Annotated in this window: 16 protein-coding genes; 4 read left to right on the top strand and 12 right to left on the bottom strand. The window is 43.0% G+C overall.

What is annotated here, in order from left to right; genetic code table 11:
- Positions 1–3: 3 nt before the first annotated feature.
- Positions 4–999 carry a glycoside hydrolase family 43 protein gene (locus LH29_RS09430; RefSeq protein WP_045028099.1) on the top strand — a complete coding sequence of 332 codons (996 nt, stop codon included), beginning with the start codon at positions 4–6 and terminating at the stop codon, positions 997–999.
- 375 nt (positions 1,000–1,374) lie between these two features.
- On the opposite strand, the gene LH29_RS09425 is transcribed toward LH29_RS09430, so the two are convergent.
- Positions 1,375–2,229 carry a DUF4861 family protein gene (locus LH29_RS09425; protein WP_198152388.1) on the bottom strand — a complete coding sequence of 285 codons (855 nt, stop codon included), beginning with the start codon at positions 2,227–2,229 and terminating at the stop codon, positions 1,375–1,377.
- A gap of 24 nt (positions 2,230–2,253) precedes the next feature.
- Complete coding sequence (locus tag LH29_RS09420) at positions 2,254–3,435, bottom strand: glycoside hydrolase family 88/105 protein (RefSeq protein WP_045028093.1); 1,182 nt, start codon at positions 3,433–3,435, stop codon at positions 2,254–2,256.
- Positions 3,436–3,828: 393 nt separating this feature from the next.
- On the opposite strand from LH29_RS09420, the gene LH29_RS09415 reads away from it, so the two are divergent.
- A complete protein-coding gene (locus LH29_RS09415) occupies positions 3,829–4,494 on the top strand; it encodes a hypothetical protein (protein ID WP_045028091.1) in 666 nt (221 codons plus the stop codon).
- A 291-nt stretch (positions 4,495–4,785) separates the two neighbouring features.
- On the opposite strand, the gene LH29_RS09410 is transcribed toward LH29_RS09415, so the two are convergent.
- The 4 genes from LH29_RS09410 to LH29_RS09395 form a co-directional block, all read right to left on the bottom strand.
- Positions 4,786–7,023 carry a carbohydrate binding family 9 domain-containing protein gene (locus LH29_RS09410; protein WP_157493625.1) on the bottom strand — a complete coding sequence of 746 codons (2,238 nt, stop codon included), beginning with the start codon at positions 7,021–7,023 and terminating at the stop codon, positions 4,786–4,788.
- Between the two features lie 151 nt (positions 7,024–7,174).
- Positions 7,175–9,490 (bottom strand): glycoside hydrolase family 3 protein, encoded by a 2,316-nt coding sequence (locus LH29_RS09405; RefSeq protein WP_045028087.1) that lies wholly within the window; start codon positions 9,488–9,490, stop codon positions 7,175–7,177.
- A gap of 27 nt (positions 9,491–9,517) precedes the next feature.
- A complete protein-coding gene (locus tag LH29_RS09400; RefSeq protein WP_045028084.1) occupies positions 9,518–11,077 on the bottom strand; it encodes a carboxylesterase/lipase family protein in 1,560 nt (519 codons plus the stop codon).
- A gap of 114 nt (positions 11,078–11,191) precedes the next feature.
- Positions 11,192–13,621: a glycoside hydrolase family 3 C-terminal domain-containing protein gene (locus LH29_RS09395; protein ID WP_052670711.1), complete on the bottom strand. Its 2,430-nt coding sequence runs from the start codon at positions 13,619–13,621 to the stop codon at positions 11,192–11,194.
- Positions 13,622–13,798: 177 nt separating this feature from the next.
- Here LH29_RS09395 and LH29_RS09390 point away from each other — a divergent pair, with 177 nt between their 5' ends.
- A complete protein-coding gene (locus LH29_RS09390) occupies positions 13,799–14,551 on the top strand; it encodes an NUDIX hydrolase (RefSeq protein WP_232302829.1) in 753 nt (250 codons plus the stop codon).
- 4 nt (positions 14,552–14,555) lie between these two features.
- Here LH29_RS09390 and LH29_RS09385 read toward each other — a convergent pair whose 3' ends face one another.
- The 4 genes from LH29_RS09385 to LH29_RS09370 all read right to left on the bottom strand — a co-directional run bounded on the left by LH29_RS09385 (position 14,556) and on the right by LH29_RS09370 (position 19,943).
- Positions 14,556–15,758, bottom strand: coding sequence for a multidrug effflux MFS transporter (locus tag LH29_RS09385; RefSeq protein WP_045028080.1), 1,203 nt, complete (start codon positions 15,756–15,758; stop codon positions 14,556–14,558).
- 89 nt (positions 15,759–15,847) lie between these two features.
- Positions 15,848–16,642, bottom strand: a complete 795-nt coding sequence (gene rhaD / locus LH29_RS09380) for a rhamnulose-1-phosphate aldolase (protein WP_045028078.1) — start codon at positions 16,640–16,642, stop codon at positions 15,848–15,850.
- Positions 16,643–16,674: 32 nt separating this feature from the next.
- Positions 16,675–18,150: an L-fuculokinase gene (gene fucK, locus LH29_RS09375; protein ID WP_045028075.1), complete on the bottom strand. Its 1,476-nt coding sequence runs from the start codon at positions 18,148–18,150 to the stop codon at positions 16,675–16,677.
- Between the two features lie 5 nt (positions 18,151–18,155).
- Complete coding sequence (locus LH29_RS09370; RefSeq protein ID WP_045028073.1) at positions 18,156–19,943, bottom strand: L-fucose isomerase; 1,788 nt, start codon at positions 19,941–19,943, stop codon at positions 18,156–18,158.
- Positions 19,944–20,065: 122 nt separating this feature from the next.
- On the opposite strand from LH29_RS09370, the gene LH29_RS09365 reads away from it, so the two are divergent.
- Positions 20,066–20,977, top strand: a complete 912-nt coding sequence (locus LH29_RS09365) for a helix-turn-helix domain-containing protein (protein WP_045028070.1) — start codon at positions 20,066–20,068, stop codon at positions 20,975–20,977.
- Positions 20,978–21,044: 67 nt separating this feature from the next.
- On the opposite strand, the gene LH29_RS09360 is transcribed toward LH29_RS09365, so the two are convergent.
- Positions 21,045–22,841 carry a glycoside hydrolase family 2 protein gene (locus tag LH29_RS09360; RefSeq protein WP_045028068.1) on the bottom strand — a complete coding sequence of 599 codons (1,797 nt, stop codon included), beginning with the start codon at positions 22,839–22,841 and terminating at the stop codon, positions 21,045–21,047.
- Between the two features lie 9 nt (positions 22,842–22,850).
- Positions 22,851–24,035 carry a glycoside hydrolase family 43 protein gene (locus LH29_RS09355; protein ID WP_198152387.1) on the bottom strand — a complete coding sequence of 395 codons (1,185 nt, stop codon included), beginning with the start codon at positions 24,033–24,035 and terminating at the stop codon, positions 22,851–22,853.
- Between the last annotated feature and the right edge of the window lie 31 nt (positions 24,036–24,066).

The following is a 24,066-nucleotide window of genomic DNA, read 5'->3' as shown; positions in this document are numbered from 1 at the left end:
CCTATGAAAAGGCTTTTAATCGTCCTGTTTTTCACCACCTCTTTTGCACCTCTTTTCGCGCAAAACTGGAAACCCGAAGTAAAAGAGAATATACCACTGGATTCGATTCGTTTGAGCGACCCGTGCATTCTGGCCGATAAAAACACCGCCACATATTACATGACCGGAACAGGCGGACTGCTTTGGAAAAGTAAAGATATGAAACTGTGGACGGGCCCTTTTGTGGTGGCACAAACCGATCCTGATTCGTGGATGGGGCCGCGCCCCATGATCTGGGCTGCCGAATTGCATCAATACAACGGCAAGTACTACTACTTTGCCACTTTCACGAACCGCAAAGTGATTATCGACACGGTAAAAGGAAATGAAATTGAACGACGCGCCAGTCATGTTTTGGTAAGCGACAAACCCGACGGGCCTTATGTTCCGATGAAAGACTCCATATACCTGCCGGCCGACAAACCCACTTTAGACGGAACCTTCTGGGTGGATAAAGACGGAAAACCGTACATGATTTACTGCTACGAGTGGCTGCAAAACTGGAACGGCACCATTGAAAAGATAGAACTAAAACCGGACCTCTCGGGAACGATTGGAGAAGGAAAGGTTTTATTTCGTGCACACGATTCGCCATGGAGCCGCGAGAAAGATGAGCAGGGAAACATCACCCCGAATAAAGTTACCGACGGACCGTGGTTATTCGAAACCCAAACCGGTAAACTGGGCATGTTATGGACCAGCTGGGTTTTTAGCGATTATGTTCAGGGTGTTGCCTACTCCGAAAGTGGCACTTTGGATGGCCCGTGGCTACAGGAGAAAGAACCAATTACTCCTCCTAATTTTGGTCATGGTATGCTGTTCCGTACTTTCGAGGGAAAGTTACTCCTGTCGGCACACAGTCATAAAGATGTAAACGGTCGTTATGTTCGGATCCCGCATTTGTTCGAGGTGGATGATTCGGGCGATAAACTGGTAATTGTTGGGCTCTATAAGCCTTAGAACCTTGAAATATTTAATGTCAATCAGAAAAAAATCCTGAATTTACCCTTAAACTAAAGTTTAAAAGGCAAAAACTTGCCGGCCAGGGCTTAAACTAACGTTTAAAGCCCAAAAGGAACACCCGACGAGGTTTAAACAAACGTTTAAGCCCCAAAAGGAACGCCCGACGCCGTTTAAACTAACGTTTAAGCCTCAAAAGGAAGACCGGAAGCGTTTAAACAAACTTTTAAGCCTTCACCGGAGCTCCGCCGGCGTTTAAACAAAAGTTTAAGCCTCAAAATTGTTTTTTGCTTTAAACTTTTGTTTAACCCTCCGGAAAGCTTTTTCCAGTTTCGGTATAAGACACTTTATTTCAGATCGATTTATATTCGTTTATCACTTTTCAAGAAAGCCGATAAACTTTTCCATGGTATTGATCTCTGCTTCACGACCGCAAGCCGACGATACCCAGGTTGTTAATTGTTTGCCCGGTTTGCTGATGAGAAGAAACTGCGTGCCATCGTCTTCAGTTTTTACAAAATCAGCCGGATCATAAATTATAGCTGCGCCTAACTCAACCAGTTCGGCAGCTACATCTTCGGGGTGTAAACCCCATGTGGCAATCAATCCATCCTTTTTGTAAATCTCCTGTCCCTTGTGATAATTCACCCCGGTAACAAATTGTACGGGTTCATCGGTTAAAGCAAAAGCTTCCACTTTGGCATTTCGTTCGCCCGAATACGCCGTAACGCGCACCAACACATCAATTTTTTGCCCCTTGTAAGGCACGTCTTCCGATAACATTTCCATGTACGAGCAGGTAGGTTCTTTAACAACACGAGCCGTACGGTTTGAAACCGGATTCAACCGAATAACTTTCTCTCCGTCCCAAAGACGTACGCCACCCAATCCCACGGTTTCGCCGGCTTTGTAATAATCGGCTCCCCAACCGTTTTTTTGATCTTCAGCCGTTGGATACCACACTTTTTCCCGCAGTTCAAGCTGAGGTTTAGCTTTCGAATAAACATCAATAGCCACTTTATCGCTAAAATAAATGCGCAGGGCCATCCACTCGTTCTCTACAGCCGGACCATGATGCCCGATTGTATTGTACAGATCGCCCGATTCGGCGCTAATTTCGCTCTGTTGCAAACTGTCCGAGCGCATAAATAAACTTACATCGGTTTTATTTTGTGCCTGAGCCGTTGCAATCATAACAACAGCAAATAACAGCAGTACTAATCTTCTCATCTTCATTTTCGGTTTTGTTTGATTCTATTTATTTAATTCAATGGCGGCCACAATCAAAGGTGCAACACCTTTTTGGTCGTTATCCACTTTTTTTTCTGTAACGTAGTAGTTATAATCGGCTTCGCGATACGGATTTCCTCCCAAACCGCAAGAGCCACAGGTATTGGTTAAAGTTACAAATCCATTCTCATCTTCCGTAACCAGGTTTTCAACTAAACTGTCGAAAGCTTTATCAGCGATGTCAAAATAATCCTGCTGCAGCCAGTTGTTTTTAGCTCCTTTGGCAAATGCGTAGATAAACATTGCCGATCCAGATGCTTCCAGGTAGTTGCGGTCTTCGCCTCCCCTGTCCATTACCTGGTACCACAATCCTGTTTCCTCATCCTGAACCTTCAGAATAGCCTCACTCAAATCATTTAGAATAGAGATCAGTGCCTCCCTGTCTTTATGGTCTTCAGGCAGGTTTTCCAGCACATCAACCAAAGCCATCATGTACCACCCTGTGGCACGGCTCCAGAAGTGTTTCGACTGACCGGTTTCCTTGTTAGACCAGCGTTGCTCGCGACTTTCGTCCCAGGCATGGTAAACCAGGCCCGTTTTTTCATCGAGCGTATGTTTGTACACTTCCTGCAACTGAAAAGTCACCTCATCAAACCACTGCGGCTGATCGAATTCTTTGGCATAACGAGCCAAAAACGGAGAGGCCATATATAAACCATCCAACCACATTTGATAGGGGTATATTTTTTTATGCCAAAAACCGCCCGAATTTGTGCGTGGCTGACTTTTCATTTGCTCTACCAGCGTTTCTATTCCCAACCGGTATTTCTCGTCGCCGTAATCCTGGTATAAAGTAACCATGCTGTTACCGGGCCGGACACGGTCGATGTTATAATCCGAAAGCTTGTGGCCATCGATCTCGCCATCCTCGTGGAGGAAATAATCGATATAATCTTTTAGGTATGCGCCATACTTCGGATCAATATCCTTAAGCTTATATATGGCATCGCCCAAAAAGGCAAAATCGTACTCGAATTTAGGATTATCGCGTTTATAGTAGATCAGACTGTCGGCTTCATGCAATACGGTTTCGGCAAATTTTACCGACCACAAAGGTTCGGTTGTTTTTGCTGAATCTTGTTTGGTATTTTTTGAATTGCATCCGATCAGGGCAACAATCAGGAAGATAATTGAAAATGCTCTCATTGGTTTAATTTTGTTTTATAACAAAACTAATCTAACTGCAAGATTTTCAAAAGTAAAAATGTATTATATCGCGGGTAGCTATTCACAAAACCGTAAAATCAGGTTTATCAAGTCTTTTTATTAGCTGAAACAGAAATAAATGTAATTTAAACTTATTGATAGTTTGTCTCTTAGGTGGAGACAATGGTTTTTTATACTTGTTTATACTTATCAGTTATAACTTGTAATGGCTAAACATAATGTGCTGTATATATACGTTGGTAAACGTTAAGAGAAACACATTCATAATAAGCCGGTTATTGGACCTGACAACACTTTTAATAAAATACCTATAAACCTTTTGTTTCTTTACTGGTTATACATAATTATCTATTTAACATTTAAATCATAATTATGAAATCAATTATTTTACTCTTTTTATTTTTCATTGCTATTTCTCAAGTATCAGCTCAAAAAACAAGAATTTCGACATCAGAACCTGATGCACAAATTTTTGTCAACGGAGAAAAGGCAGGTATTGGCTCGTATACATTAAAACTCGACGCAAAAGAATGTTACAATGTCCGGGCGACCAAACCAGGTTTTCTCATGTATGAAACTACTTTATGTGGAAAAAAAGGAGGCCCTGAGGCTCCGAAAGTTTTCTTTTTTGATATGCAAAAAGATGATTCAGAAATTGCATCTATTCAGACAGATCAATCGAATGTAGATTTTGAAATAGTAGTAAATCCTGATTTAACAGAGGATGAAGCCTGGAAATTAGTTTATATGATTGTAACTGACTATTTTGATGCAATTGAAGTCAGTGACAAGGAAACCAGTTATTTAAGAACAGCATGGTCTGTTCAAAGTTTCATGCAAAATACAATTAGAACCAGGCTTATTTTAAAATTAGCTAATTCAAATCCTCTTACATATAAAGTGAAATTAAATAGTGAATATAGTGGCTCTGCAAGAACTAGTGTTAAATCAGACGAACTATTCCGACCTTGGGACAGGGTTTTAAGAAAGTATGAAAATATTATTGGTGATTTTACTACACGTATACAAAAAAGATAATCCGGGTTGACTTGAGGTAAATAATTTACTCGTAATCAGTTGCCTCATTTAACAGATTAACTTTTGATGTAAAACAACATTCACCATTTTGTATAAGTATTGGCAGAGGTATTCTGTAACAATTGGGTTAGTAGCTAATTCTAACTTTATCTATGTTTGAAGAGAAACTATTACACCATCTGCCACTACTTATACAATTTTCCCTTCCTCCGTGCTCCATTACCAGTAAAAAAGCAGGCTTACAAAAGCTTGTAAACCCGCTTCTCCCCTCTTTTACTAAATATTTATGATTTATAGCTGGAAAGTATAAACATACTTCACCTGAAAGATCCTGTTTAAGAATTGGGGTTCGTCCAAACCATTGTCAACATAATCGCTTGTTGGTCGTATTTCGTTGTACACAACGTACAGATCATTTCCTTCTTTTGGATTATAACGCAGGCGGAAGTTGGCAACCGTTACATTGTTTACGCTATTGTATTGTAAAAATGAACTAAACGACAGCTTTGTGTTGTACATGTATAAAAACTTCAGGCGCCCTACATGAGCATTCATTTCCTGGTTCCGGTTGGCAAAAACCACATGGCTGAAGTTGTAATAAGCAGAGAGCTGCAAACTGGCCGAAAGATTATAAATGGGCTCAACGGTTGCGGTAACATTATTACCATCGTAAAACTGACCACCAGACATCATTACAGTTGTAGAAAGCGGCTTTGAAACCGGCGACATAAATGTCATCCGGCTGGTATACGTTTTATATTTATCGGCCGGAACAACAACATTATCATCCAGTTCAAATTCTTCATCAACACCTTCAATGCGGTAATTCAAATCCAGGTTTACAAACCAACCTTTTTTGGTATTTAAACTAAAGCCCGGCCCGTACATACCGGTATCCAGACCACCGTCGGTAACACGGTACGATTCGTAAAAAGTTCCGTCAATACTGTATTTAAAAAGTTTCGACCCGGCACCTGGGAGCCAGCCGTACTGAAATTTTAGCCTTGGTCCTTTGGTGGCATATTTTGATAAGAACCCAACCTGGGGATCAAAATTCTCTCCCGTATACGCATAAGATAAATCGTATGCAAAACCTTCCTCGCTTCGCCGTTGCCACGATGCACGATAGAATGTATTTTCAATGCCCCCCGAAAAATCAGTGCCCTCGGGATCGGTGGTCTGAGCCACGCCAGCTTCAATGTAGTCGTCGCCAAAAATGCGGAAGATGCCATCAACACCGTAGGAATACGAATCGTTAATATCGGCACCAACCCGGGAAGTGATAATAGCCCCCACATACGAATTGGTATTGATTACCTGGCGGCGAAAACGTAACACACCAAAATTTTCCGATGGGTTTCCATTATTCTTTTGCGTTTGCATATCCATAAAACCCATGTCCCATTTACCAACACGACCGGTTAACCGCGCACCACCCAAAATTGGCGTCAGGCAACCATCCTCATCCAAACCAATACGGCGACTGTAGAATAACTTACTTGGGCCGCTTAGTTTATAATCGAAAATGCTGGATCGCTCCTGAAAGAACATCCTTTTCTCTGGAAAGAACAGTGCGTAACGTGTAAGATTCACCTGTTCATCATCGGCTTCCACCTGTGCAAAATCGGTGTTAAAAGTAAGGTCCATGGTAAGGTTGCTGGTGAGGCTGTATTTGATATCAACCCCGCCGGTAAGTTTATTGTCTTTTGATGAATCAAAAGCTGTTTCATCCTCATTCAGGTCGTTGGTTCGTTCTACGCCGGTAGTGATATAAGGAGCCACATAAACAGTTTTTTTGCTTTCCACACCCGAAAGTTCAATGGTTTGAGCCAACGATGGTTTGTTGGATGCCAGCCGGCCGTATTTCGGATCGGTAGCCGGGTATGTATCCACTTCGTTGTTGTGGCTTACCCCACGGTTAATCAACAATCCCATTTGTACGCGTCCGTTCACTTCCTGAAAACGAAGACTGGAAAACGGAATCCGCATTTCAACCGCCCAGCCGGTTGCGGTACGAGCTGTTTTAACATCCCAGAATGTGTTCCAGCTGTAGTTTAATGAAGATGCTCCGTATATGCTGGGCATCATTTGAGCATCGTTTGATACGGCAAAATCAATACGCTGTCCTGCGGGCATGGTACAAAAAGCCAGCGCATTTTCGTTATCATCGTAGGTATCTAATAAAATTCCGAACGAGTCGGGATTTTTTGATTTCTCGTCGCGCTTTTTACTGGTAGAAACGATGTTTTCCGGATTTTTATAATTCAGGAAAGCGCCTACCCACAAAAAATTATCGTCGTAACTGATGTAGGTTTTTGTATCCTCGCTTGGTGCAGCTTCAAAATTGGGGATGTGCATTATTAGTTCAAACTGTCGTGCCTTTAGCCAGAAGGCTTCGTCGGGCACACCGTCGAAATTTAGAGTTCCATCATTTTTGGCAATTTGTATAACGTCCTGCCCGAACACAATGATGGAACCAAACACGCATAATACAAGCGGTATTAGTTTTAAAATGAACGTCCTTTTCATGTTATTTTGGTTGCGGCCTAAAGCTTTATTCGAAATTTCGCACATCTGTTCCTGTACGAATAAAGCATTGGTAGATTTGGTTTAGCTGATTCAAGTTTTGGAATAAAAGGGCCTTCGGAAGTTCCGAAGGCCCCTGAAAACTGCAATGGTTTTATTTATATGTATTTACTCTTTCGTCGTTTATCACTCCGCTCCAGTTCAATCCATAGGCAAAATCGTATACATTGCCCATTTCATCGGTATAACAGTCCATGTCGCGCGGCACGTCTTCAAACTGCTCTTCTACCGTTTTCATGTTAGCAGGTAACTGGAAAGGCAGCAATGCCGAAGGTTCTGCATTACCTGTTACCAGATCCATGATCGCCTGATCCTGCACACCACAGTGAACAAGAATAGCATCGGCACTCTTTTCGAACTCGGCAGGAATGAAAGGATTGGCCACATTTACCACCACAATTACTGGTTTATCGCCCATTTTTGCTTTGGTCTCGTTCACCACTTTCATGTCGTAAACATTAGCTGCCTCGGTTGATTTACCCTTATAACTTCTGTTGGTAAAGTCTTCGAACGGGCTTCCGCCTGCAATACTTTCCTCGCGTGCATACTCGGCAGTATACGGTCCGTACTGAAGTGAAATTGGAACATATCCGTTACCGCCTTTTTCCTTATCCTCGAGCGAGTATCCGGTTCCACCTTGCGGACTTGAAATCAAACAAATTGCCACGTCTGCCTTTTCTGCTGCATCAACAACTTCAAAATAGCTGGCTACCATATCCATATTCGCCGCGTCGCTCCATTTTTCTTCGCTACGCATACCAAACCAGTTGGTTCCGGCAGGTGTATATTTTTGTGGAATATATACTTTCAACTTTTTCTCAAGCGGCAAAACGCCATCCTTGTTTTTCAACATCACAACTGATTTCAGCTGCGCTTCGTAACCGGCTTTCATGTATTCCGGGTTACCTACAATTTCTTCCGATTCGGCAACAACCAGGTAAGGATTTTCAAAAAGTCCCGGGCGGAAAATATTTTTCAGCAAACGAACCGCTGATTGCTCGAACCGATTACGCATGTATTCTTCGCCATGTTCTTTCACGCCCATTTCGTAAGCTTCCAAAACGGGTCCTTTTTCGTTATTGCCGCCAAACTGGTCGGCACCGGCTTCAATTACTTTATAGTGACGCTCGGCAATCGTCAGATCTTCAACACCCCAACATTTTCCCCTGAATTCGTGCACATTTGCAGCATCTGCAGTTATCATCCAGTCGGTACAAACCACGCCATCGTAACCGTACTCGCCTCTTAGAAGATCGGTGATAATGTATTTATTGTAGGCGTTTCCAACGTTTTCGCCATTCTTCTGATCGATATTATACGAAATGGTATAATAAGGCATAACCGCTGTTGCTTTTCCGGTTAGGCCATCCAGTTTAAAAGCACCTTCGGTAAACGGTTTTAACTGATCCGACAGGTTGTTGCCCGGATAAACAGCATATGCGCCATAACCAAAGTGTGCATCGCGGCCACCTTCTTCAGGGCCACCACTTGGCCAGTGTTTTACCATGGCATTCACACTTTCAAATCCCCAACCACCGGCAATCTCTTTAGCCGCTGATGATGTTTGAAATCCATCGACATAAGCACGCGTGAGGTCGGCTGCCAAACCGGGATCTTCCCCCATTGTTCCGCTAAAACGACTCCAGCGTGGTTCGGTTGATAAATCGATCTGTGGAGAAAGCGCAGTCGCAATTCCCAAAGCACGGTATTCAATCGAGGCAATTTTGCCAAATTTTTTCATTACAGCGGGATCGAAAGTGGCTGCCAAACCAAGTGTTGTTGGCCACATCGAAATATCGCCACCGGCTCCTGCATTATATTCGGTTTCTGCTTTGGTTCCGTGGCGCGGATCGGTACTTGTATTTCCGGGAATTCCCAAACCAAGTCCTTCAACCAAAGCCTGCATGTTGTTGTTCCATTGCGCAGCCACGCCCGGACTTTCAACGGTAGTAATCAACACATGACGAAGATTATCCTCGGTAAGAAACTTGATTTGCTGATCGGTGAGATCGCTTGATCTTGCGCCACTATCCGACAACGATTTTCCATTGTATGTTCCGGCACCAAAACCGCCACCTCCGGCAGGTATCGACTGGTGCCCGCTGTATAACATTAATCCGGCAATTTGTTCCACCGACATTTTTGAAGCCAGATCCTTTGCACGTTCGTCAACCGACTTGCGCCAGTCTTCGTACACATCCAGCTCACCGTTTTTGTTCAAATCTTTAAAGGCATAACCTCCATCAGTTAGCAGTGTTACACCCGATTTGGGCGAATACCCCAAAGTTGCTCCACCTTCGTTATGAACGAGATTAAAATCTCCCATTTCTTCTTCACTCCACTTGGGGCCACAGCCAGTAAACAAAGCTGCAAAAAGAAAGGCGACAGATATGATTTTCAGTTTTTTCATAATATGGTTATTTCGTTTTGTATAGTTTTAGTTGGAATAAAATGTATCAAGAAATTTGAGCAATTCAATACTTGGCAAATCGCCACATGCTGATGTGCTGTTAAAACGCATCGCTTTCAGATTATCGGGAGTTGCTGCTTCCCACTCCGGTAATCCTTCTGCATTTGGATCTCCTGATATGGCAAAATTCACCCAGTAGTCCGACATCAGATCGGCCAGTTTATAATCCGCCCCGGTCCATGGGCGCGGACTCATTTTCAGGTTATTGTAAGCATACGGAACTTCTCCGGTATGGAAAGCCCCAAAGTCGCTCATTCCATCGGCGTAAGGGACATCACGCTCGAAACGGTACATAAATACTTTCGATGTTGCCTTTTCGTTCTGTAACAGCATCCATTTGTACGACTGAATACCAAAAGTTTGCAAGGCGCCAAGATCATTCTGAATGGCAAAGGCTTCCTCATCCGTTTTTATTGGAAATTTCTCTAAAAACTCATCGGCCTTATCGCCGAATAGTTGTTTTATACGCTCTTTGAACTGACCGGCAGGAACAGGTGTCCCTCCAAAACCTTCATCTTCGTTCCAGCCAATAATTACCGGAATATCGTTTTGCTCTCCGTTGGCAAATATTTCACTAACCGGTTTGGGCAGAAAATAACCGTCAACAATCGGATTTCGAAGTCCGGGACCACCTAAAATCTCGTCAGCACTTTTGGCACGCAATTCTTCAACAGACGATGCGCCTAATGATTCGGCAAATTTTACACCGGCTTCCTCAGCAGATTTCAGGCTGCCACCACGTGCCAACGCATTAGTTGAAAGCACCGCACCACCACTCTCGGCAATGGCACGGTGAATCAATCCTTTTGTTAGCGGACTTGCCACTAAATAATTAACACTAAACGCACCGGCCGACTGACCGGCAATGGTAATATTGTTTGGATCGCCGCCAAAAGCAGCAATATTTTTATTCACCCATTTCAGGGCTTCAACCTGGTCGAGCAAACCATAATTTCCTGAAGCGTTGTTTGGCGATTCAGCCGTTAATTCCGGATGCGCCAAAAATCCTAAAGTTCCTACACGATAGTTTATCGTTATAAAAACAAGGCCTTTCTTTGCCATTTCCATCCCATCGTAAATCGGCACAGCGCTTCCGCCACTTGAAAAACCACCACCGTATATATAAACCAGCACCGGATGTTTTTCAGTTGCATCTTTTGCCGGAGTCCAAACATTCAGGTACAAACAATCTTCGCTTAAAGGCTCTTTCGGAGCTATAAACTCCTGTGTCCACATACTAAACGGCATTGGAGTTGCCTGCATCGGGCTGGCTGAAAATTCAGTACATTCTTTCACGCCTTCCCAGGGTTCAACGGGTTGGGGTGCTTTCCAACGCAAATCGCCCACAGGCGGAGCAGCAAACGGGATTCCCTTAAAAGTGGTAATTCCGGTACTTTCATCAAACGAACCACTCACCGTTCCATCGGCAATAGTTACACTATCTTTTATTTGTTTGGGTGGCTGAGTTGAACATGCCCCAAATACCAGAGCAATACCCAAAAACAGAATTACGCGAAGGTTTTTCATAGGTAGCAGGTTTATCGTTTGTTTAGTTCTAAAAAGCTTGTTTATTCACAGGTTTAGGAAAAGGGAACTCCCCCCCTGAACTATTCCAGGGAGAGAGTTTTTAACCAAGTCCCACTACCTATGCATTTTTTCAAAGTCGCGTTCAGGCACCATAGCTTTTGATACCTTCTGAACTGTTATATCTTTGGCAACAGAAAATGTTGCTTTTGCTTTAATGTCTTTTGAAGAAGCTCCAACTTTTATGATGTAATCACCGGCCTCTGTAATCCAGCTTGTACTTGCTTCATCAAACGAAGCTAAAAGTGCGGCATCAATATCAAATGATAGCGTTGCCGATTTGCCCGGTTCTAACAGCGCAGTTTTTCCGAAGGCTACCAGCTCTTCTTCAGGTTTTTCAAGTGATTTACCCGGCGCGCTGGCATAAACCTGAACCACTTCTTTACCCGCAACATCACCTGTATTTTTCACATCGATGGAAACCGTAATTTTTTCATCAAAATTTTTGTCACTCAGTTTCAGGTTGCTGTATTCAAATGTTGAGTACGATTTTCCGTATCCGAATTCGTAAGCAACTGGCACATCGAAAGTATTGAAATAACGGTAACCCACGTAAATATCTTCTTCGTAAACCACTTCCCAGGGTACGCGGCGCATCATCGAGAAACCGGATTGATCGGCGGTATTATCTTCTGCTCCCTCAACTTTTATTGCCTCGCCGGGGAAATTATCCGACGACGAACCATCCTCGTATTTCACAGGGAAGGTTTGTGCCAATTTTCCCGATGGATTTACTTTTCCTGAAAGTACATCAACTACCGAGTTACCACCCTCCTGTCCAGGTTGCCATGCACAAAGTACGGCATCAGGAATATTGCTCCAGCTTGCGGTTTCAACTACGCCGCCTACATTCAGAATAACCACCGCTTTTTTACCTTTTGCATGGAAAGCTTCGGTAACTTTTTTGATCAGGTCTTTTTCATTTTTATTCAGGTAGAAATCGCCTTCAACAGCTTCGCGGTCGCCACCTTCTCCGGCATTTCGTCCGATGGTGATTAAAGCAATATCAGCTTTTGCTGCCATCTCTTCAGCAATCGATGCATCAAAAGCCATTTCTTCAACAGGAATTTTTCCACCCATTAAAGCAGCAATAAAGTTTTTGGATTTATCCTGCACTTTACTCGCTTCTTCCATGTAGGTTTCGTATGTTGTTTTAAGTTCGCCGTAAGTTTTGTATCCGGCATTTTGCAGGCCTTCCAACAACGAAACCGTGTAAGCTTCGTTAACATCGCCACTTCCGGTTCCTCCTGAAATAAAATCGTAGGAAGCATTTCCGAATGCGGCCACATTTTTAATACTTTTTGAGAAAGGAAGCGCGCCATTATTTTCCAATAATACCATACCATCGGTAGCAGCCTGACGCGTTACTTGGGCATGCGCTTTCAGATCAGGACTATTTGAAATTTTTGTTCCTTTAAAACGAGGTGTTTTAACCATGATATTCAGGATACGCTCAACATTTGTATCCAAAACCGATTCATCGAGCTTTCCTGACTCAACGGCTTCGATAAGCGTTTTTATGGTCTCAGGCGAACCGGGCTGGATCATATCGTTTCCGGCTACCATTTGGGCAACAACATCGCTGCCGCCGCCCCAGTCGGTCATTACATATCCTTCAAATCCCCAGTCATTGCGAAGGATTTTTGTTAACAAATCGTGACTTTCTGAAGTATAAACTCCGTTTACTTTATTGTAAGACGACATCACTGTCCATGGCTGACTTTCCTGAACCGCGATTTTAAAACCTTTCAGATAAATTTCGCGCAAAGCACGTTCGCTAACAATTACATCAACCGACATACGATTAGTTTCCTGGTTGTTTACCACAAAGTGTTTGATGGAAGTTCCAACTCCGTTCGACTGAATACCATTCACCATGGCAGCTGCCATTTTTCCGGATAGTAGCGGATCTTCTGAATAATATTCGAAGTTACGTCCGCACAAGGGATCGCGCTGGATATTCAATGCCGGAGCCAAAAGCACGTCGGCACCATATTCAAGTACTTCTATTCCCATTGCTTTTCCTACCGATTCTACCAACTCGGTATCCCACGATGAAGCCATTACGGTTGCAATCGGGAAAGCTGTACAATAATAAGTATCGGTTTCTCCCGGTCGTGTTGGGCTGATACGTAATCCGGCCGGACCATCAGCCAAAGTCTGGCTTGTAACTCCCAATCCGGGATATTCTGCAGTTACTCCGGCAGTTCCGGGCAAATATCCCCTGATTTTTTCTACCATTTTTCCGTATGGCGTGCTGGTATCAAGTCCTCCACCAAACATTGGAGGCATTTTTTCGCGAATGGAATCAGGCAAGGGAAAGTACATTCCGGTTCCGATAACCAACTGGGCTTTCTGCTCCAGGGTCATCGACTTAACGATTTCTTTTACGCTTTTTTGAGAAACACTTGCCGACAAACCGCCGGATACAAGTAATAATAGAAGGAGGGTGAGTACACTGTTTAGTCTAAGTTTGTTACCGATCATGGTGAATGATTTAGTTCCTATTTAAGTTTTAGTTTAAGATATGGTATTTATCACTGCGTCGAAGATAGAAATAAATTTTATTCCTAGTGTCATTGCGACACATTATTATATTTTTAAACATATTCAGTTATTACTTCCAGATTTTTTTCTACTTTGTAAGCATAAAAATTAAAGACCTTGGATAAAACAGCGCCGATCAATTCAACAGAGTACATGAATCACATATCAATCGATTGTGTGATATTCGGATTTAGCAACAATGAGCTTAAAGTACTGCTTTTGCATTTAAAGTATTCGAAGGAATATTCGCTTCCCGGAGGATTTTTAAAATACGATGAAACGCTTGAGCAGGCAGCGCAACGTATAGTTAAAGAGCGTACCGGGCTCGACAATCTGTTTTTAAAACAATTTAAAGTATTTAGCGATCCGGAAAGGTCAAAATCGAATAAAGCCTTACTCGATGCCGATATGGCAGGCACCGATCACGACAAGAGTTTTTTTGACAAACGTTTTATCTCTGTAGGATTTTATGCTTTGGTTGATTTTAGGAAAGTAAAACCAACCCCCGACCTTTTTTCCGACCATTGCGATTGGGTTTCTTTAAACACCGATGTTTCGATGCTGCTCGATCATAAACAAATTATAGAGAAGGCCATCAGTACCTTGCGTTTACAGCTAAGCCAACAACCCATTGGTTTAAAACTGTTACCCCGGAAATTTACGATGCCCGAACTTCAGAAACTTTATGAAACGATTCTTGGCCGCGATCTGGACCGACGCAATTTTCAGCGAAAAATGTTAAACTACAATATTCTTGACAAGTTAAAAGAACGGAAAACAGGTGGTGCACACAAATCGCCGTACTTGTATTCGTTTAATATGGAACGCTACCAAAAAGCATTGGAAGATGGATTGAGTGGAATCTGGTAAAAGGTTACGCTTTTATCCGCAAAGCCCAATTATACAGAACATTCCCCGAGAGGGTACAGAAAAACAATACGATTCCGAAGGGAATAAGATCGCCGGTGTGAAACAGGGCCATTATACTTCCGATTAGCGCACTAATGGCAAAGCGGGCAATTCCGATAGTGGCATTTGCCGATCCTGCAACTTCAGGATTATGGTTCAGAATTGTAGCGGTTCCGTTTCCAAAAACCAAACCTAAACTGCCCACATACAACACAATCGATGCAAATACTGCCCACAATTGCGGCTCGGGCATCAGTACCGAAATGGCCAGCGTAACTCCTGAAAACAACTGCAACAATAAGCCGTAGCGTAAAATCTTTTCCGGATCGTGTTTCTTCAAAAGCATGGTATTTAAAAACGAAAGCATGATGTTTAAAACAACATTCGCACTGAAAAACAGCGGAAAGCGCATTTGGCTGATATTGAAATACTCGATATAAATAAACGATGCCGCCGTAATAAAAATGTACAAGCCCGACATGGGCAAACTAATGGCAAACAGCAAAACAGTACTTTGTTTATTCGCGAAAAACACCCGGTACTTTTCCAACAGCTGCCGGCCCGTAATTTTTCGGGTAATCAGCTCCGGAGCTCGTGATTCGGGTATAAGCAACCACATGGATAAAAACAACAGAATGGCAAATGCCAGCAAAAACCAGAAGATACTCACCCACCCGTACCAATGAATTAATGCCGCACCCATAACCGGAGCAAACAGAGGAGCCAGCATAATGATCATACTAATAATGGTAACAAAACGAGCCACCTGTTTTCCGCTGTACCAGTCGCGGATAAACACATTTCCTGTAACCGTTGCAAAACCTCCGCCAAATGCCTGAAGCACACGCAACAAAAGCACATATTCAATTTTTGTGCAGGTAGTTATTAGTAAAGAAGCCAAACCGTAAAGTGCAATTCCGGTGAGAGCAATTGTCTTTCGTCCAAAAGCATCAGACAAGGGGCCACCGAAAAAATTACCAAAAGCAAATCCCAGAAAATACAAAGTGATGGTTAACTCTGCGACGTTGAGCTTTACGCCAAAAAACTCAGCAATATCGGGTAAGGCGGCTATGTAGGTGTCAATTGCAAACGGCGACATGGCCACCATTGCAGCCATAACCATTGTTAATACGGGAATAAAAAATTTGCCTGAACGGTTTAAACTCATCTTATATCGTTTCCATTTGGGCGCGAAGGTATAAGTTTTAAACGAAGACCTGAATTAATATTTCCCTGCCTCTTCCGAATTTAACACGTTCAGGTATTAATCAGCTCATCCAACTGATCGGGCGAAAGTCCTTCAGGATCGAATCCGGCACTCCAGGCTAACAACAAAAGTTTCGCTCCTTTATTAGCCACATCCAAAAAGTCGAAGGCCTCTTCCATATCAACACCGGTGGCTAAAGCACCGTGTTTTTCCCACAACACAACATCGTGATTTGTTAATCCTTCCAGGGTTAGATTTGCCAGTTTTTCGGTTCCATATCGGGCATATTCTGTGCAGCCAACTCCGCGAGGAACATACAACTTTATTTCGGGACACATTTTCCAGAGCGAGTGATTAAACAAAGCCTCATCGTTAAACAATTTATGGTGGCTTAAAACAACCAACTCGCTTGGATGTGCATGAACAACAGCTTCTCGGCCGGTATGATTTGCTGCATTAAAAAGATGAATTTTTATGTGTGCTCTTAATTCGGAAGTGGGTTTAAAACCGGCACTTTTGCCGCCCCACAAAACAGAATAGGCCGTAGCTGCTGAATTAACAGCTATAATTGCTGCAACTTCATCAACCCTATCTACAAGATGCCGCAACCGACAGCCCGAACCGGTAACAAAAAGTACCATCCCGGCAGCATCGATAGGAAAATCGAAGGAAACTTCGTCATGAATCCGGTTTATCGTTGATTCCTGAAAAAGCCCGCTTAAGTCAATTGAAATATTTCCTGAGCTTTTTTCGGCCCACTCTTTTTCCCATAAATAACCGGCAACTTCGCTAACCTGAATAATATGATTTACGACCTCCGCCGGAAGATTTTTTAATGCATCCACAGTTAATGATTAAGTAGTTCAACACTTCATTACTAAATGTATCGCATGCGTTCTTTAAATTTCTGATACAATTCGCCGTACAGCTTTTGATTTTCCGATGGCTCAATAATTTTAGGATTATAATCCACCAACTGCCGGGCTTCTTCGGGCGATTTAGCTATGCCACTTCCGGCAAATACGAACAAGGCTGCTCCCAAAACGGTTGTCTCTTTCTGATCGACCAGTTGTATCGGCAAATTGCAAACATCTGCACGCAATTGATTCCAAAGATAGTTTTTTGAACCACCACCCACGCAAATTATTTTTTCGGCTTTAAAACCACCTGCATTTTCTAACGCTTCGATGCCATATCGCAAACGATACGCCAGGCTTTCAAGAAATGCCCGGTATATCTCCCCCCGTGTTGTATTTATCGTTAAACCGTTGATTGCTCCGAAATTATTGGCTCCGCCTTCTCCGTAAAACGAAGGATTCACCCAAACCGAAGATTCTCGGGGCTGAACTGCACCCGCATCAAAAATCATTTTGGCGTACAAAGCATCACCACTTAGTTCGGGGTAAAAACTTTTGGCGAACCATTCGAGTATACCTGAAGCCAGGTAATTCTGCCCGATATTGTAAAGTCCCTTCTCGGCATCCATTTCGGTGGTTAACTGCGCTTCAAGTTCCTTTTTCGTTGATTTAAACCCGGCACTACGCGCCATAATTATTTCCCAGGTGCCACTGCTCAGTACCAGTTCATTTTCTTTTGCGCCCGAGCCAAATACTGCAAACTGCGTATCGTGTCCGCCAAAAAACACGGGTACATTTGCAGGAATCCCCGTTTCAGTTTCAGCCTTTTGATGAACGGCTCCTGCCGGTTCTCCGGATTCAGCGATATCACCCAAAATATCATTTCGAATGCCGAGCGCTGCAAATATCTTCTCCGAGGGTTGCTGCTTTTGCATATCCATCAACATAGACGTACCGGCCATAGTAGCGTCGTTCCGCAATTCGCCCGTTAGCTTAAAAATAAACAGCGAGGTGATAAATAAAAAACGATGCGCGTTTTCAATCACCTCAGGCCGGTTTTCCTTCATCCAAACCAACTTGTTAATGGTATTAAATGCGTATGGAAAAGTGCCGGCTTCGGCGTACAGGTGTTCAAGTGGAATATATTTCCCGATCTCGTTCATAACAGGCGTTGTGCGCTGACATTGCCATGAAATTACCGGGTAAAGCAATTCGCCCTCCGTGTCGACAAATGCACCATCAACACCAAAAGTTGTAACGGTTACGCCGGCAATTCGTTTTGTTTCGATGGCGTTCATTACTTTTTGCGAAGCCGAACAAAGTTTTGCCCACATTTCTTCCACATCCCAGATTACACCCCCCGGAAATTCAGGATCAGGACTTGTATTGTTTGCAGTCGATTCCGAAGCCACAATTTTGCCATGTACATCCATGGCGATCACCCGCAGGTTTGTGGCTCCGCAATCGAATACTATTGCCAGATCTTGTTCAGGCATAAGAATTATTTTTTACCGTAAAGTGGTCCGTAAGTTTCGCAGGCACGGAAGTCCGAACCTTCTTTATTTTCTCCAAACGATGCCCACGCACTTGGCCGGAAAACCTCGGCCTCCGAAACATTGTGCATGTTTACCGGAATGCGTAACATGGAGGCCAGCGTAATCAGATCGGCACCAATATGCCCGTAACTAATTGCGCCATGGTTAGCGCCCCAGTTGGCCATTACTGAGTATACATCTTTAAACGCCCCCTCGCCATTCACACGTGGTACAAACCAGGTTGTCGGCCATGTTGGATTGGTACGCTCATCCAATACTTTATGAATATCATCAGGAAGTTCAACCGTCCAGCCTTCAGCAATTTGAAGCACCGGCCCCAGCCCGTCAACCAAATTTAGGCGGCTCATGGTAACCGGCATCTGTCCGGCAGTTTTAAACTGCGACGAATAACCTCCACCACGGAAATAGCCGCGTTCTGCCTGTGGCCACAGGGTGTTATCCAAACACTTCTGCACCTCATCTTCCGTAATCTCCCAGAATGGTTTCATCGCAGGATTTCCTTCTTCATCGCGCTGCTGTGCTGTTGCGTCAAGCGTTGTTGACCCCGAGTTGATCAGGTGAATAATTCCTCCTTCGGCCAAACCGGTCAGTTCTTTTCCACAAACGCGTTTTACAGCCTCCGGACTCCAGTAAGTGCGTACATCAGAAAATATCTGACTGGTGTTGCTCAGCAAATGCCCGAACAACATCGATACACCATTCAAACTATCGTTTTCAGTAGCAAAAACAAAAGCCTGACGAATACCATTCCAGTCGAAAGATGAATTTAGAATGGCCTCCGTAAAATCGGCATTTGGCTTATAGTCGGTCCACTGGCGTTGCCCCTGGAAACCACCCAGAATTGCATTTCTCCCCAAACCTTCTTCGCGATATCCTTTTGCGATAACTTTTTCATTACCAATCATCATATCGCGGCAAATAAGTGTCATTTTAACCACTGTCTCCCACTCTGCCTCTTTTCGGGCAGCATCTGCCTGGTCTTCCGGTTTGTTTACATCTTTGCCTTCTTTGCAATTAGCCTTTGTCCAGGCCAGTGCTTTCTGATACTCCTCCTCATCGTAAATACCTTCGTCAATTCGTCTCAAAATCTCAACCGATTCCACAAAATCGGTGCGAATTCCCAAATACTTTTGAAAGAAAGAAGAATCCACCATCGAACCGGCAATTCCCATCGAACTGTATCCGATCGACAAATACGATTTTCCTTTCATTTGAGCCACTGCCAGCCCCGATTTTACAAAGCGTAAGATTTTTTCTTTTACATCTTCAGGAATTGTTGTGTCTCCGGCATCCTGCACATCGCGACCATAAATTCCAAAAGTTGGGAATCCTTTTTGTGTGTATCCGGCCAATGCTGCTGCCAGATAAACGGCCCCCGGACGTTCTGTTCCGTTAAAACCCCAAACGGCTTTGGGTAACAGCGGATCGGTGTCCATCACCTCGGTACCGTAACACCAGCACGGCGTAACCGTTAACGACACGCCAACGCCTTCTTTTCTGAATTTTTCGGCACACAGGGCAGCTTCGGCCACCCCTCCAATACAGGTGTCGGCAATAACACATTCTACCGTTTCTCCACTCGGAAATCGTAATTGTTCGCTGATAAAAGTTGCTGCTGTTTGGGCAAGCGTCATCACTTGTTTTTCCAGCGATTCCCGAACACCACGTTCGCGTCCGTCAATAACGGGACGGATACCCACTTTTGGCAAGTCGCCAATTAGTCTGTTAGCCATAATTGTTTATTTAGATTTTTAAACTTTATTGTATTTTTTAGTGATCACAAAGTACCACTTAACCGTTCCTAAAGCAATGGCTATTTTTATTACATTTGTATCTATTTCAAACATCGAACCAAATGACCATAGCTAAAACAAAGCCGGAAAAAGGCGATCCTTCTGATGTTGTTCAGTTTTTTCCGAACTACAATATTCAGCTACTTTGCTGTCGCCATTGGTGGCTTGAGAATTGGGAACACACCGAACTTTCGTTTCCCTACTGGCGCATATATCATAACAACAAAAATGGAGCGAAGGTTATTTATAACGAAAATGAATATAAGCTTACTCCGGATCAAATTTTACTGATAGCACCTAATACGTCCTATGCCACCCGTTTGTATAACAATGAAATTCCGAAGGAAGGCTATTCTTTTGCAGGCGGACCGGTAATTCCCGATTTGGATCAGCAGAACCTGTCCTCAAAACCATATCTTCTGCACTTTTTTATACATTTTAATATTGGAATTCCGTACGATAATATTTCGCCTGGAGTGTTTAGATTTGAATTAACCGATCATCTTCAATCGAAATTGAAATTGATAAAAGAACACCTGAATTACGACAACAAATCATTTAATTTTCACACCAGTTTAGTCATCAAATCTTTAATAACCGATATACTCTCAGATCTTCCTGAATCAAACTGGAACCTAATCTCAAACGATCATCGGATCATCAACTGTTTACGTTACATTGAAGTGAATTTAGCTGATGATTTGAGCAATCCAACGTTAGCCGAAAAAGCCAAAATGGCGACAAATGCTTTTATCCGTCTTTTTTCGAATGAAGTTGGAATTTCAGTTCAAAAGTATATTCGTAACAAACGCATCGACCGCGCATGTATTATGCTTCACCACTCAAACTTAAGCATTGACGAAATTGCATTAAAAACCGGTTTTGCAGACCGGTACCATTTTTCCCGGATCTTTAAACAAAGTACAGGAATTTCTCCGGCGCGGTATAAAAAGGAATTTGGGATGAGTACATAAAAAAGCAGCAGCAAGAAATTCCTGCTGCTGCACTCAAATATTCAATACCAAATCTATATCTAAAAATCTATTTGTATTCTGCTGCTTTCTTTTTATAAAAATCCTGCAATTCAAAATATGCTTTCTTTTTAACACCGTTATTCGAGATGATTCCTTTGCGGTTGAAAAAATCCTGAATACCATTTAGCTGTCGACGTGGCGAATAAAAGTCAACCAAAATCCATGGGCTGGTTCCGGCAAAACCATCCACCTTGTTGAACATGGCAAGAGTTTCTTTGTATAAACGCGCCTGGTACTCCTCCGTCCACTTTTCGTCGTTATCGCCATGTTTTCCTTGCAGAGCTCCTGCACCAAATTCGCTGATAAAAAATGGCTTATCGTAAGGAATTTCCCATTGTCGTTTTGCCAGATCCTCGATTGTACCTCCATACCATCCGTGGTAGCTGTTAAAACTTATGATGTCGACATACTTATTCATATTGTCTTCAACCTTGCTCAGGTTATTACCCTGACCGGTAACTTCCATCGCCATACTAATCAGGCGGGTATTATCTTTTTCGCGCGCAAACGAAGCCAGTTTTCCGAGAAATATATCACGTGCTTCACTGTGCGGAGTTTCATTAGCAATAGACCAAACAGAAATGGCACAGCGGTTTTTATCGCGGTCGATCATATCCGAAAGCTGTTGCTGCGCATTGGCATAAGTTGCTTCATTATTCCAGTGAATAGTCCAGTAAACAGGAATTTCAGACCACACCATAATTCCCATTTTTTCGGCTTCGCGAACCATATACTCGTTATGCGGATAGTGAGCCAAACGAACAAAATTACAGCCCAAATCTTTGGCCCATCCCAGTAATACTTTCGCATCGTCGGCATTCCAGGCTCTTCCCTGGCGGAAAGGAGCTTCTTCGTGAATGCAAATTCCGCGCAAGAAAACTTGCTCGTCGTTAAGATAAATTGCTTTCCCGCGGGTTTCAATATTTTTAAACCCTATCTGATCTTTCACCTCTTCACCGTTAGCAGTAAAAACCACCTCATACAGCTTTGGATTCTCAGGGCTCCAAAGTTCAGGCTTTGCTTTTATTGAAAATGTGGCATATCCGTTTTCATCTGTTGTAAGTTTCTCCTCAATATCCAGTTCCGGAATAGTAAGTATAACCTCTTCCCCTTTAACTTTTTCATTGAGTTTTACATTTCCAACAATACGATCGTATTTCCCTTTTTCGAGCTGAATAAGATAGTCTTCCACAAACACCTCCGGAACATCAACGATCAGTACCTCGCGAGTAATGCCGCCATAATTCCACCAATCGGCATTAATCGTTGGAACTCCCTCGGGAATACGCTCATTATTTACACGTACAATCAAAAAGTTATCGCCATCTTTTACCTTGTTGGTTATATCGAAATTAAACGGTGTAAATCCACCAATGTGCTCTCCTATCTTTTCTCCGTTCAAGTAAACTTTTGCATCGTAGTTTACCGCGCCAAAGTACACAAAGGTCTTTTGTCCGGCTTTTTTGGCGTAGTTGAAATCTTTTTTAAACCACACGCTGCCTTCGTAAAAAAACAGCTGCCCGTTTTTTGTATTCCAATCAGAAGGAATAACCATTAACGGAGATGTATCAAAATTGTACTCAACCAAGTCACTTTTATTTTTTGCCTTCCTGTTTTTAAAAAAACCGTTTGGATTTTCGTTCAGTCGATAATCGTAATAACCATTATCAAACGGATCGATAATATAGTTCCAGCTACCATTAAGCTTAAAATGGTTTCTGCCATTTACATTTTGAATTAAAGATTCCTGTGCCAAGCCTATAAAAGGCAACAGGAGCAATGCAAATACTGCTAATTTCTTCATTATTTCTATTTATTGTAATTCGTTTGTTTTGTCAAAAATGCTGAGGTCCCACTGGTCCATCCATTTTAATTCGGGCAATCCGTTTTCAAATTGAATGGGTAACCAAATGTAACTTGCTTCGATTGGTTTTTTAGGCGTCCAGCGATCGGCCATAAAAATAAAAGCATCTTCTTTCCCGGCCACAGGTAAAATGTATGTGCTTTGCGAGTGGAAAGTGAGATCGGCATCCTCGCCAACGCAAGGATTTGGATGCTGTTCCCAGGGGCCCCAGATCGATTCGGCAGTCAACAAACGGGCTGCATTCGGATCCCAACCGGTACAACCCGATGTTATCATAAAATACTTTCCGTCCTTTTTGAAAATGGCAGGCGCTTCGTTGTGTCCGCCGGGAGCCACTCGTATATATTTTCCGGTGTAACTTAAATAGTCATCGCTCAATTCGGCAATGTGCAGTGTCAGGTTTTCTTCCGATGCATAAATATGATAGGCTTTCCCGTCATCATCAACAAAAAGTGTCATGTCGCGCGACATCTGTCCTCCATCAAAATCACGTCGGATAAATAATCCATCGTGAACGGCCTGCATCCAATCATCGGTCCACCAATCCGAAAAATCATCCATGGTTAAACTACTGGTTTTCTGCTCTTCAGTCATGTTCTGCGGCCAAACTCCTGCATTGGGTTGCAATGAACGCATATAAGTGTAAGGCCCGGTAACATTGTCGCTTACCGCAATCCCAACACGTGCGGCACTGTACCCTTTACCTTTTAACTCGAGGTGAAAATACAATACAAATTGTTGCGTTTTCGCGTTGTAAATAACCTTTGGACGCTCCATTACACAACCGGTCTCAATATCGCTTCCAACACTGTCGCTAACCGGCAACACAACCCCTTCAGATTTCCAGTTGTATAAATCTTTTGATGAGTAACAATTCACGCCAACCCGGGCCGAACTGGTATTTTCGCTTTTGTATTCGCCAAACCAATAATAGGTGTTATTGTAATACAAAATTCCACCGCCGTGGGCATTTATGTGCACACTATCGGCATCGGGCCAGGGTTGCCCCGGAGTAAAACTTTGAAATCCTTGCGGCACTTCACTTTTTGGATTGCATCCCATTAATACAATCATTAAAAAGGCGCAAAAAAAAGTAAAGAGAATAGGAAAATGCAGGTTTAATTTTGGTTTCATAATAACGGTTATTTCGCTTTATTGATTTTAT

It is taken from the genome of Draconibacterium sediminis, from assembly GCF_000949475.1.
Classification (GTDB): Bacteria; Bacteroidota; Bacteroidia; order Bacteroidales; family Prolixibacteraceae; genus Draconibacterium; species Draconibacterium sediminis.
Note: the sequence above shows the minus strand (reverse complement) of the source record. Positions and strands in the feature narration are given on the sequence as shown.